We start from the raw sequence: 11,440 nt of genomic DNA on the forward strand, positions 1-11,440 counted from the left end.
ACCCATTATGAGAACTCGTATATATTATCCATTTATCCTGTTAATAGCATTACTGACAACAGTATCTTGCGAAAACGAACTCCCGTTTAGTGTAAAGGACAATCCCCCCAAACTAGTGATGAACGCACTAATCAACGCAGATAGTCTGACCAATGTTCTTTACCTCAATTTCACGGGAAGAGGATACGCCACTCATGCAGAAAAAGCCACCGTGGAAGTACGTGTTAACGGACAGTTGTCAGAAAGTTTACGTCCGCTCCCACCCCAGGCGGAAGGAGATATGCAATGCCGCTTCAATATTTCCGGCAAGTTCTCTCCCGGAGATGTAGTACGTATCGACGCTCTCACTGACGACGGGCAGTATCACGCATGGGCTGAAGTTACCGTTCCACAGCGTCCCAACGAAATAACTGATATCGATACGGTCACTGTTCCACTGACACAGTATTATTATACACAGAATTATCTCCGATATAAAATCAACATCAAAGATCGCCCCAACGAAAATAATTTCTATCGACTTATCATGGATAAGCAAATGACAGTGAAAGACTATAATAATGAAATAGGCGAATATGTCACTCAAACCACACACCGTTATCATTTTATATCCCGCGAAGATGTTGTATTGACGGACGGACAGCCTACCAACAGCGATGACGAAGATAATGGCATGTTCGACACCGTGAAGAATATATATGGGGTATTTGACGACTCACGATTCAAAAATACATCTTATACCATGACAGTTTACAACCAGACAAATGTTGAGGGGCTTTCCAAATATGGAACGAATGTAAAGATGGATATGATTGTGCGTCTGTTAAGCATTACAGAAACCGAATATTACTATCTGAAAGCACTCAACCTGGCAGATTCCGACGCTTATGATGAGACAATAAACGAACCAATCAAATATCCCGGCAATGTGCACGGAGGGGTTGGGATTGTCGGGATCAGTACGGAGACAAGCAAAATCATTCATATAGAAAAGCCATGGATATGAAAACTCATCACCTGCTATTTATACTCATCGCATTACCGCTGTTCTGTTCCTGCCGAAGCAGCCGGAGTATGCTAAGGGAGATACAAGCCTTAAAATCCAGCTTGTATTACGAGCTCACTTCTCCTATCTATCAGGAGAAAGCAGATCAAACCGTATATCTGGACTTCATCGACTATTCCAACATGGATTATTACACCAGCGTGAAACGAAAAAAGTCTGCATATATTCCGCTACTATTATATAACTATGAGGGTGAGCTTTTCCATCTTCGGTTAGGAGAATCTTCTCTCACCCAACTCTATCGGGAATTTCTGACGGAGGCACTGCTTACCGAATGTAACAGTAGCACCTGCTGTCATCTGATAGATAATCAGAAAGGAAAAATGATTCCCGATTCCGCCTATCGGCTGGAAGTAAAAATCAGAAAGAATGAGACGTGTGGCAGAATCAAACTCAACCAGTCAAGCATCCCCTGGTTTGAGGGAGAAATGTTGGAGGTTGTCAATAACAAAATTCGCCCGGCAGCTTCCAGTCTTGCCATTTCTATCCGCCTCACTCAAAAGGAAGATTGCCTGCTTGATAAAACTTACTCTACAGAATATCAGCAAACTACCAAAGCGCAAAGATTCGAAGATTCACCGTCCGCCAATGCCGCTTGCCTGAATGATATGACCGAATGTTTGTCAATGGCTACGAAAGAAATCGTGGAGGAGATTAGTCGGGATATACATTTAATACTATCTTTGCAGCCAAAAAGCAGGCACTAACTATGTTTATCATTATTGGAATTATGCTGACAGGCATGCTTCTTGGCTACTTGTTACGCAGTAAAAAACTATCATGGATACACAAGATAATTACTCTTCTTATATGGATTCTCCTCTTTCTTCTCGGAATAGATGTAGGAGGTAACGAATCTATTATCAAAGGTTTGCATACTCTCGGACTGGAAGCTATTATCATCACGGTAGCTGCCGTTGCAGGAAGTACGTTATGTGCCTGGGGATTATGGTACCTATTATATAGATGGAATAGAGGAAAGGAGACAAAAGCATGAAAGGTAGTTTGATTATCGTCTCTTTCTTCATTATCGGTACTCTTTGCGGAGTTTATCATCTTATTCCATACGACTTCACCGACAGCAAGCTCAGTTACTATGCCCTCTGCGGACTCATGTTCTGCGTAGGCATCAGTATCGGCAACGATCCGAATACTTTGAAGAGTTTTCGCTCCCTGAATCCGCGGCTTGTATTCCTTCCCATCATGACGATCATTGGCACATTAGCAGGTTGCGCCGTAGCAGGAGCCTTTATGAGCCAACGAGGTCCTTTAGACTGTATGGCAGTCGGAGCCGGATTTGGCTATTATTCACTTTCCAGCATTTTCATTACCGAATACAAAGGTCCCGAATTGGGAACTATTGCGTTACTTTCCAATATCATGCGTGAAATCATCGCTTTGCTGTGTGCGCCATTATTAGTGAAGTATTTCGGAAAGCTAGCCCCTATTTCTGTTGGTGGAGCCACTACAATGGATACCACTCTTCCTATTATTACCCGATATTCGGGAAAAGAATTTGTAATCATTTCCATTTTCCATGGTTTTGTTGTTGATTTCAGTGTTCCTTTCCTAGTCACGTTCCTTTGCTCAATATCATTTTAATAGGAATAAATCCTAAAAAGCAGATTATTTCCACTATCGTTTTCGCACACGTATTACAAATATGTTTCATAAAGAACCGTTTTTGTATCAAAAAGCATATCATCTCTTGACTTACATCAAGAAATGAGGCTAAATAGAATCTTTTCCTTTTCTTTATTTTTATGCTATAAAACATATTCTTATATTTGCATAGGTAAAAAGAAAAAACTAAGCGCTTAGACTAATTTTCAATAGGTATTAGATTTGTTTTTAGGAATAGTTTTTAGGTATAACAATTAAAAAAGTAGGTATTATGAAACGTTTAGGATTAACATTAGTGGCAGCGCTCTGCCTTGCTGCTACAACATTTGCAGCCGGAAATCAACCTACAACTGCAAAATGGGAAGGTAACATCAATGTTAGTAAATTAGGTAAATATTTGAACTTGAATTCAGTTCAGAGTGAAGAGGTTGCAAACATCTGCGATTATTTCTCCGAACAGATGTCAAGAGCCACAACAGCAAAGAAAGATAAAGAAGCTAAATTGCGTAACGCTGTTTATGGTAACTTGAAGCTGATGAGAAAGACTCTTAGTGCTGAACAGTATGCCAAGTATGCCGCATTGATGAACATCACTTTACAGAATAAAGGTATTGAACTGAATAAGTAAAATGAGTAATATGCAAAAGAGAGAGAGGGTGGAAGCCAGTTTGGGCTTCCACTTTTTTTATCCCATTATTTAATAGTCACCATCGTAGCTCCAAATCCATATTCCTGGAAAGAAGCATCCTGATAACGGCAATTACTATATTTCCGTTTCAATTCATCAATGACAGCCTTTCGAAGTACCCCATCCCCCTTGCCGTGAATAAAGACAATCTTCTGTTCACGCTTATTCTTATAAGTTTCCATCACTTCGCGAAACTTATCCAATTGATAATTCAGTATTTCAGCATTGCCCATCCCTTGAGTATCATCCAGCAAAGAATCAATATGAAGATCTATTTCAATAATTCCGCTCTTTCCGCCATGAGTAGTATGGTTTGGTTTCACAATAGGTTGTGACTTCGGTTTATCTACAGACTTCTTCTGCAACAAAGCCTTTTGAATCTCCTCCGCCGAAACATATACTTGTTTGGCAGGCATATCATCTTTCACAATGTCATAAATCAAAGCCGGTTCTTCAAAGAAATCAGAATCGCTAAAGGTATGAAGTTTATAGAACTTCACGGTATCGATCCGTATCTCCACACTAACAGCCGGTTTGATAGCCGCAGGCTTACCGTCCTTGAAGGCGATCAACTGAACAGCCACCCGTTCCATATCATTCAGTACATCTTTGGTGAACTCTTCCAACAGCAATTTTGTATTAGGCTCCACCAAACCGTGCGAACGGTTCTTCCATGCTTTCCCTTCGGCACTCAAATAAGTGTAATACAAATAATAATTGCTATCATTTACCAGATAAGTTTCAAAAGGAGTAGTCATCATCGCTTTTGCGTCTTCGGGCACATAAGCCAGAAATACATTCAAAGTATCTCCTCCACGCACCTCCGGCTGACGTTGAATAACAGGCATCTCCGGTTTTACCGGTTTAACAGGTTCTTCCGGTTTCGGCGCAGACGAACCGGGTTTACGCCTCATATTATAGTCATCTGTTTCAATCACGACACACTCGCGTATCGGCATTGGAATATCAAACCCATCTGCATCTTCTACCAACACAAAATCCTTTCCCTGGAATCCAGTTACGATTCCACCGCCTACCTCACTAAGAAAGCGTACTTTATCTCCTATTTTCATTATTGTATATCCAATTAAAATTCAAACTCAAAAAAAACGAGTAACAAAGATAGAGATTTCTATGAAATTAAATGGAGATTCGGTTCTAAAAACAAACCGTCTGCCTTTATTCCTCTTTTTATTGTAACTTTGCATACAGAAGTTACGAAAAGAGTGTAATTTATTGGAAATGAGCGTAGGTTAATTGCTCTTGATAGTAATAGGTTACGATTTAGTTAGTTATCTACTGCATTATCCTTCTGCGCGTTGCGTAACCTTCAAAGAACTCTTCGTATGCAAAAGTAGCTATTTAATTCGAGATTTTGATATAAACTCCCGTTTTTTATCCCCTCATTCATAAGAATTTTCCGTAAAAGCGGTATTGTCCGTCGGCACACCATTGCCCAAAACGAGTTTGGAACAAACGTGTGCCGACTACCGCATAGCTGGAGAAAAGGGCATTGCCTCACGCCTAAACGATGTTTAGACAGATGAAGCAATGCCCCTTTCTTTTGCGCCTATGCCAAGAGGTGCTTTTACGGGTTTTCAAATGATTTTTCTTTTTTCGCTGTCTCTTTTGCCGGAAGCGGAAAGTGAATGCAGAGTGTGTCAGCCTGCCCCATGAATGAAACAGGCGCCCACACACAGCCGGACAAACCGGGAAGAATGATTGTTGCCACCCGGCTGAACAAGTTCCGTCGGATCGGAAACAATCATACTTCCTTTGTTGTGGTTTGCCCTTTTCACGCTTCCGGTGATGTCTTTTTCCTTTTGGTGATTCTTTTTTTTACGGATTTTCCCCTGAAGTTTTTTTCTACACAATCTGCCTCTGTTTTCGTTTACCTCCATTTTGCGCCTTTCAGTAAGCCGCATCAGTCAGTCATTTTCGTTCTGGGCGCAAAGGTAATTCCGGGATTGGACGGGAAAGCAAGGTCAAGCCTCCTGTTTTCGGTAAAAATCTCCAGCCCTGCGGGTAGTATTTTGACCGAAAAACCTTGCATTCCCTAATCCCTACCTTTTCAAGCACCCGAAACGAAAACGACCGATGCGACAGAAAGACGCATAAAAAAAATGTCGGATAAACGAGAGGCAGATAAGATAGTTTGAAACTCAACTCCCTCAGCTCTTGAATCCGCATTAAAAACAAAAAAATCAAAAACAGCGAAGATATGACGGCAACGGCAAATTTCAGACAAATGGCGCAACACATCGGGTTGGCGATATGCGGCTTGATGATGCGCACCGCCTTCGGGGTGTTCGGCATCCTTTGGGGCATCATCAGAGAGATTGTAAACGGAGTGTTCCGAGTGGCGATAGGTGTAATCGTGGCTATCCTTTCCACCATTGCCTTCTTTGGCTTCATCCTTTGGTTATTCACCCTTTAACCCTTACCGACATGGCAAAAAGAAACAGCAAGACGGCAGCGCAGCAGTGCAGATATTACGAGGTGGACAACATCTTCGTGTATATGGTGGAAACGTACATCAACGGCAATTTTGAAACTTTCCGAAGATTGTACCACGAACTGAACAAGGACGCACGGAGGGATTTCATGGACTTCCTTCTCAGCGAGGTAGAGCCGACCTATTGGAGAGAGATACTGAAACAGATAATCTAAAAATGACAGCGATATGAAAGGAACAGACCATTTCAAGAGAACGATATATATGTACTTGGAACAGCGTGCGGAGGAAGATGCGCTATTTGCAAAGAAGTACCGCAACCCTGCCAAGAACATGGACGAGTGCGTGACCCACATTCTGAACTATGTGCAGAAAAGCGGTTGCAACGGTTTCACGGACGGAGAGATATTCGGGCAAGCCATCCACTACTATGAGGAAAACGAGATAGAGGTGGGCAAACCGATGGACTGCCAAGTGGTTGTGAACCACGTTGTGAAACTCACGGCAGAGGAAAAGGCGGAGGCACGTCAGAACGCTGTCCGCAAATACCAAGAGGAGGAACTCCGCAAGTTGCAGAACCGCCACAGACCGTCAGCGAGAAAAGAAAACCAACCCCAACCCTCATTATTTGATTTAGGCTTATGAAACCGAAGACCAAGATACAGAAAGAGGTGGCAAGACTTTCCGCCAACCTTCGCCCCATATCAGCGACACAAATAGATTGGGCATACCGCCACTGCGTTGAGCATATCGGCTACCGCACCAAGAAAGGGAACATCACCTGTTCCGACTGCGGTCACGAGTGGCACAGCGACAGCGGACTATGCGACACCCTTGAAGGCTGCACCTGCCCCAAATGCCATGCCGAACTCAAAGTGCAGGACACACGCAGACGCATCTACAAGGAAACGCAGAATTTCAGCGTGATAACCACCTGCAAAGGGTATCAGGTAATCCGCGTGGCGCAGGTCAGATGCGAGAGCAGGAAAGGCGAACCGATGCGTTTCTACTGCCACGAGGTCGTGCAGCGTTGGATTTCACCCGACGGCAAGGTTACGGACATGGCGTTGCTCCGTGGCTTCCTTTTCTGCTATTGCGATGTGTGGGCATTAGGCAGCGATATGGAGGTAAGACCGCACAACAGCCTATACGATGATGTGGTGGCAAGAAGCTGTGCATATCCAAAGATGAGGATATTGCCCCAACTCAGACGTAACGGCTTCAAGGGCGATTTCCACGGCATCTCCCCCGTGCGTCTTTTCAAAGCCTTGCTTTCAGACCCAAGAATTGAAACCCTTATGAAAGGCGGTGAGATTGAGGTCATGAAACACTTTCTTTTCAATACCCGTACTGCCGATGAATGTTGGGCATCATATCTGATTGCCAAGCGTCACAAGTATCAGATAGACAACCTCTCAATGTGGTGCGACTATCTGCGTATGCTCAAAAAACTCGGTCAAGACCTCCGTAACCCGAAGAACATCTGTCCCGAAGATTTCATGGCGGCACACGACAACGCAACCCGAAAAATTGAAGCCATACACGAGAAGGAAAGAGCCGCAGAGCAACGCCGTTGGGAGATTGAAAGGCGTGAGCGTGAGCAACAGCGACAACTCCAACGAAAGAAAGATGCGGAGGATTTCATCGCCAACAAATCCAAATTCTTCGGCTTGGTAATCACGGACGAGGAAATAATCGTCAAGGTGCTTGAAAGCATAGACGAGTATTACAACGAGGGCAAGACGCAGGGCATCTGCGTGTTTGGCAGTGGATACTACAAGAAAGCCGACACCCTCATACTATCGGCAAGGATTGGCGATGAGATTATTGAAACCGTAGAGGTGGACTTGCGAACCCTCGAAGTGGTGCAGTGCCACGGCAAGCACAACCAGGACACCGAATATCACGAGCGCATCATAGACCTTGTGAACAAGAACGCCAACCTTATCCGTGAGCGGATGAAAGCGGCATAGCATAACCCCTAAAACAACATTGATATGGAAGTAAGAATTGAAAGTATGATTTGTGTGTGGGATGATGCAATCCCCACGATGTTCCTTGAATTTGTGAACCTCCTCACTCTCACAACGAGTGAGGGGGAATTGAGAAAGAGCGTAAAGGAGTTTGCCGAGAAGCACGAACTTGACAAGTTTTTCCTTTACGGCTTCGGCTCACACCATTTCTACCTGCACCAACGCTACACAAGCAACCCCGAAATGGTGATGAAGAACAGAGTTCTGTCAGTACATTTTTAACCATCTAAAAAGCAACATTATGACAACACGAATGACCATCAACGGAGTAAGCACCTGCGCGGAAGCAGGTACGGAGAAATACGAGCGTTTCCAATCGGGTATCGGAAGACGCAGGCGGACACTTGTGCAGTACGACTACCGCCACCCCATAGAGAGAGAATTGTTCTCTTGTGTCAAACCCACGTTGGACGAGTGCCGAGCCGCACGGGACAAGTGGCTGAACGCAAAGAAGGGAAAGGAGGACAGACTATGAACACGACCTATCAAACGCTGATAGTCAAGTTCAGCGAACCTATCACGGCATTGGACGGTATCTTTGACGATACCGGAGCGTGGGGAACGGACACCCTCAAGGGGTGGATAGATGATTACGAAAGCACACGTTTCACCGCCACCGACAGCCATACGGCAGTCATCACGAGCGAGTACAATATGGAATGTGTGAAAGAGTGGCTACAACGGCAGACCCCCATTTCCGAAATGCGAGAATTTTGAACGGGATGGCGGTGTCCGCACCGCCAATACTTAAAACCCTAAAAACAAAAGATATGATAGCCAAGACGATATTACAGCAGATAGGCGGAAAACGCTTCACCGCCATGACAGGTAGCCGTGATTTCATAGATATGGGCAACGGCTTACGGATGAGCCTTGCAAGGAACAAAACAAGTGCCAACCGCCTTGACATCATCTATGACGAAGGGGCAGACCTCTACAATATGCGCTTCTACCGCAGGACGTTCAGCAAAAAGACCTTTGAGTGCAAGACAAAGGACATTGCCGTACACGAGGGTATCTATTTTGATATGCTGGAGGAAATGTTCACGATGGTGACGGGACTTTACACACGCTTTTGAGTGGCGGGGCGGCGAGAGCCGCCCTACTTTCTTTCAGTGAGCATGATGGCGGACAAAGAAAGTAGCAAAGAAACCTTTGTCCAATCTGCGATAACTAAAAAATCCGCAAGTAAAACTTGCGGAGGCTATATATTGGGTCGTTATTTTTTGGTGGAGGGGAATGATAATCTCGAACCGTTGAACTACACATTTCTGCTTCGTCTCCATTTCCCCCAACGATTTGATACGTTCAATCATTTTTGTTGTTCCTTTCTGAATTTTCCTAAATACTTTCTTCATAATTTCGCTATACTTTTTATGGTTAATAACTATGTTTTGTATTGCTCTCACAACACTTACAACTTGAAGTGTTATTTGGAAACCGATAGGCAAAAATGGCTCAACGATGTCAATTAACGAGAAAATCCTACGATAATCTATCAAGTGATAGAGCAAAAGACGTGCCAAGTTAAATATGGCACGTCTTTTGCCAGTTTTGTCAGTCCTTTTATGGGATATACAACAGCGCAAACTCCGCCTTTCTCCGTTTGAGCAGCATGGCGTGGCGTTTTCCTTTGTAGTTGCAGAAGGCTATATACTCACGGTAGATGTTCCTGTCACCAGCTTCCAGCTTCTTGATTAAGGTGCTTTTGGGGATTGTTTTGCTGCCTAACAGCTTCGCCGGTCCCACATTGTAAGCTAACGTGCCAAGCAAAATCGAATCAACCCCGAATTTACGGAACATGGCGACAAATTTGCGCAGGTCTTTCCGCAAAAGTTCATCCGCATCCCGTTTTGTCATGGTTCGTGCCGAATACTTCTCGTTTGGCAAAAGTTTGTGACCCCAACCGACGTATGGGTAGTGTTTTTCTGAGTGCCAGCCTTCAAAGTAGCGGCAGCATAAAAAAGCACGTTCCATAAGCGGCAGTCGGTAGATTGCCGCCTGCCCGTCCGTTCCCTCTTGGCGGCTGATCTGCGCGGACACAGAACAGACCGTCAGAAGTGAACAGAGCATTGTCATGAATACACGCATCATTTCAACAAGGGGCTGAAGTTGCCGATGGGAACGATGGTAAGATCGTCGTCCTTTACATTCCTGTTGTTGAAGTCAAATTCCAGTTCGTAGGAGTTGCTAAAGTTATCCTCCACCACCACGATGAAATTATGCGCCTCATCACCCGCCGCCGTGTAGTACAGGCGGAATTTTTCGTTCTCCAGCAGGTAGCGGTCGTTAGGCAGGAAGGTGATGCCGTTATCCATTTTGAGCGAGCCTTCCCCCTCGAACTGGAAATAGCGGATGGTATAGAGCGTACCCGAAAAGTCGCCCTCCTTTTTCAGTTCACAGCGGATTTCCACTGTCTGCCCCTTTACTACCTTGTTCGGCACGGGCATGACCTCCACCGTGAAGGGATAGGACTGCTGGATGTCCATGTCATCGTCACATGACACGAGGGTGAATGACATGGCGGCTATCAGGCATAACGCCACTGCCTTGAATATTGATGTTCTCTTGTTTCTGTTGTTCAGTATGTTCATTGTTCTTCGATTTTTAGATGGTTGTTTTTCTGTTTTTTCGTTGTCAGTTGCAGGTACTCGTTCAAGTCCTTGCAACCGTCATAGAGGGAGGAACGGTCGGTGACACGTTCCCCGTATCGCATGGTAAGTGCGGCAAGCGTCCGCCGTCCGGCTTCGTCACGGTCGAGGAAGCAGCCGATGCGCCCGTATCCGTCCAGCAATCCCGCCGCCTTCTCCACGTTGGCGACTGAGTTCAGCACAAGACAGTCAGCGTTACCGGTTACACCAAGCGTCACGGCAGAGAGAAAGTCCATGAAGCCCTCGAACACGAGGCACTCGTCAGCCGGGATGTCATTCGCCTTTACCAGTGATACAGACTTCGGAGGTATGCAACCCTTGAAATATCGGCTTCTGACTTCATAGCCACCTGCCATGTTCGGAAAGCCAACGGCAAAATACCGTTTCCCACGCACACCGTAGTTCAAGCGGCAGCAGTGACGGGATGCGATGGCGTAAGGGATGCCCCGTTCCTCTAAATACTCCGTCAGCAGTGAGCGGAGCAGCGGAGCGACCTCCACATCCTCAAAAACGGATTCGGTCGGCTTCGAGAGATAGACGGGCTTTTCCCATCCGGCAACCGTCATATTGGCGGCTTCCGCTATGAACTTCGCTTGCTTCATGAAGTCATCGCTTTGCAGAAACTCCCCGGCAAGCGTGAAGATGTCGCCGCCCTTGCCCAAACCGAAGTCGTACCAGAGCTGTTTCGCCACGTTCACACGGAAAGAGGATGTGCGCTCGCCCCTGTACGGGGCAAGATACCACAGCTCGTTACCGCTCCTTCTGACAGGCTCATGCCCCAGCCGTGCGAGAAAATCCGCAAGCGGCATCCTTCTGACAGCATCTATTTCCGTCCTTTCCATGCCCGTGTCAGTTGATGATGAACTTGATACCATATGTTAGTTTTCAATTTATGTTGTATAATAATTGTATTTAACTTGTGAA

At 45.2% G+C, this 11,440-nt stretch carries 20 protein-coding genes; 14 read left to right on the forward strand and 6 right to left on the reverse strand.

What is annotated here, in order from left to right; genetic code table 11:
* Positions 1–7: 7 nt before the first annotated feature.
* The 5 genes from DW173_RS05850 to DW173_RS05875 all read left to right on the forward strand — a co-directional run bounded on the left by DW173_RS05850 (position 8) and on the right by DW173_RS05875 (position 3,317).
* Positions 8–1,006, forward strand: coding sequence for a DUF4249 domain-containing protein (locus tag DW173_RS05850; RefSeq protein WP_120143992.1), 999 nt, complete (start codon positions 8–10; stop codon positions 1,004–1,006).
* A complete protein-coding gene (locus tag DW173_RS05855; RefSeq protein ID WP_167509056.1) occupies positions 1,003–1,773 on the forward strand; it encodes a hypothetical protein in 771 nt (256 codons plus the stop codon). The genes DW173_RS05850 and DW173_RS05855 overlap by 4 nt, the downstream gene beginning before the upstream one ends.
* Before the next feature lie 2 nt (positions 1,774–1,775).
* Complete coding sequence (locus tag DW173_RS05860; protein ID WP_074559155.1) at positions 1,776–2,063, forward strand: LysO family transporter; 288 nt, start codon at positions 1,776–1,778, stop codon at positions 2,061–2,063.
* Positions 2,060–2,668: a lysine exporter LysO family protein gene (locus DW173_RS05865; protein ID WP_004326224.1), complete on the forward strand. Its 609-nt coding sequence runs from the start codon at positions 2,060–2,062 to the stop codon at positions 2,666–2,668. Before DW173_RS05860 ends, DW173_RS05865 begins: the two co-directional genes overlap by 4 nt.
* A gap of 292 nt (positions 2,669–2,960) precedes the next feature.
* Complete coding sequence (locus DW173_RS05875; protein WP_004299310.1) at positions 2,961–3,317, forward strand: hypothetical protein; 357 nt, start codon at positions 2,961–2,963, stop codon at positions 3,315–3,317.
* Between the two features lie 65 nt (positions 3,318–3,382).
* On the opposite strand, the gene DW173_RS05880 is transcribed toward DW173_RS05875, so the two are convergent.
* Positions 3,383–4,450 carry a DUF2027 domain-containing protein gene (locus tag DW173_RS05880; protein WP_049702046.1) on the reverse strand — a complete coding sequence of 356 codons (1,068 nt, stop codon included), beginning with the start codon at positions 4,448–4,450 and terminating at the stop codon, positions 3,383–3,385.
* Positions 4,451–4,707: 257 nt separating this feature from the next.
* Positions 4,708–4,920, reverse strand: a complete 213-nt coding sequence (locus DW173_RS24380) for a hypothetical protein (RefSeq protein ID WP_007567577.1) — start codon at positions 4,918–4,920, stop codon at positions 4,708–4,710.
* Between the two features lie 106 nt (positions 4,921–5,026).
* On the opposite strand from DW173_RS24380, the gene DW173_RS24385 reads away from it, so the two are divergent.
* The 9 genes from DW173_RS24385 (at position 5,027) to DW173_RS05935 (ending at position 8,944) form a co-directional block, all read left to right on the forward strand.
* A complete protein-coding gene (locus DW173_RS24385) occupies positions 5,027–5,437 on the forward strand; it encodes a hypothetical protein (RefSeq protein WP_004291538.1) in 411 nt (136 codons plus the stop codon).
* A 161-nt stretch (positions 5,438–5,598) separates the two neighbouring features.
* The gene (locus DW173_RS05900; RefSeq protein ID WP_004291535.1) at positions 5,599–5,814 is read left to right on the forward strand and encodes a hypothetical protein; all 216 of its coding nucleotides are present in this window, start codon (positions 5,599–5,601) and stop codon (positions 5,812–5,814) included.
* Positions 5,815–5,825: 11 nt separating this feature from the next.
* A complete protein-coding gene (locus DW173_RS05905) occupies positions 5,826–6,047 on the forward strand; it encodes a hypothetical protein (RefSeq protein ID WP_004291534.1) in 222 nt (73 codons plus the stop codon).
* A 13-nt stretch (positions 6,048–6,060) separates the two neighbouring features.
* Entirely contained in the window at positions 6,061–6,477 is a 417-nt protein-coding gene (locus tag DW173_RS05910) for a PcfK-like family protein (RefSeq protein WP_004291533.1), read from the forward strand.
* A complete protein-coding gene (locus tag DW173_RS05915; protein ID WP_004291532.1) occupies positions 6,474–7,805 on the forward strand; it encodes a PcfJ domain-containing protein in 1,332 nt (443 codons plus the stop codon). Before DW173_RS05910 ends, DW173_RS05915 begins: the two co-directional genes overlap by 4 nt.
* Before the next feature lie 24 nt (positions 7,806–7,829).
* Positions 7,830–8,087, forward strand: a complete 258-nt coding sequence (locus DW173_RS05920; protein ID WP_004291531.1) for a hypothetical protein — start codon at positions 7,830–7,832, stop codon at positions 8,085–8,087.
* 19 nt (positions 8,088–8,106) lie between these two features.
* Positions 8,107–8,340, forward strand: a complete 234-nt coding sequence (locus tag DW173_RS05925) for a DUF3873 domain-containing protein (protein WP_120143995.1) — start codon at positions 8,107–8,109, stop codon at positions 8,338–8,340.
* On the forward strand, positions 8,337–8,582 hold the full coding sequence (locus DW173_RS05930; protein ID WP_004291529.1) for a DUF6956 domain-containing protein: 246 nt from the start codon (positions 8,337–8,339) through the stop codon (positions 8,580–8,582). Before DW173_RS05925 ends, DW173_RS05930 begins: the two co-directional genes overlap by 4 nt.
* A gap of 53 nt (positions 8,583–8,635) precedes the next feature.
* Positions 8,636–8,944: a hypothetical protein gene (locus DW173_RS05935; RefSeq protein ID WP_004304290.1), complete on the forward strand. Its 309-nt coding sequence runs from the start codon at positions 8,636–8,638 to the stop codon at positions 8,942–8,944.
* Positions 8,945–8,977: 33 nt separating this feature from the next.
* Here DW173_RS05935 and DW173_RS24390 read toward each other — a convergent pair whose 3' ends face one another.
* From DW173_RS24390 to DW173_RS05955, 4 genes are all read right to left on the reverse strand, one after another.
* Positions 8,978–9,367: a hypothetical protein gene (locus DW173_RS24390; RefSeq protein ID WP_004291527.1), complete on the reverse strand. Its 390-nt coding sequence runs from the start codon at positions 9,365–9,367 to the stop codon at positions 8,978–8,980.
* A gap of 64 nt (positions 9,368–9,431) precedes the next feature.
* Entirely contained in the window at positions 9,432–9,959 is a 528-nt protein-coding gene (locus DW173_RS05945) for a glycoside hydrolase family protein (RefSeq protein ID WP_004291526.1), read from the reverse strand.
* On the reverse strand, positions 9,956–10,459 hold the full coding sequence (locus DW173_RS05950) for a DUF3872 domain-containing protein (RefSeq protein ID WP_004291525.1): 504 nt from the start codon (positions 10,457–10,459) through the stop codon (positions 9,956–9,958). Before DW173_RS05950 ends, DW173_RS05945 begins: the two co-directional genes overlap by 4 nt.
* On the reverse strand, positions 10,456–11,358 hold the full coding sequence (locus DW173_RS05955; protein WP_004291524.1) for a toprim domain-containing protein: 903 nt from the start codon (positions 11,356–11,358) through the stop codon (positions 10,456–10,458). The genes DW173_RS05950 and DW173_RS05955 overlap by 4 nt, the downstream gene beginning before the upstream one ends.
* Positions 11,359–11,440 lie beyond the last annotated feature (82 nt).

The sequence above is a fragment of the Bacteroides sp. AM16-13 genome (assembly GCF_003602705.1).
Lineage (GTDB): Bacteria > Bacteroidota > Bacteroidia > Bacteroidales > Bacteroidaceae > Bacteroides > Bacteroides xylanisolvens.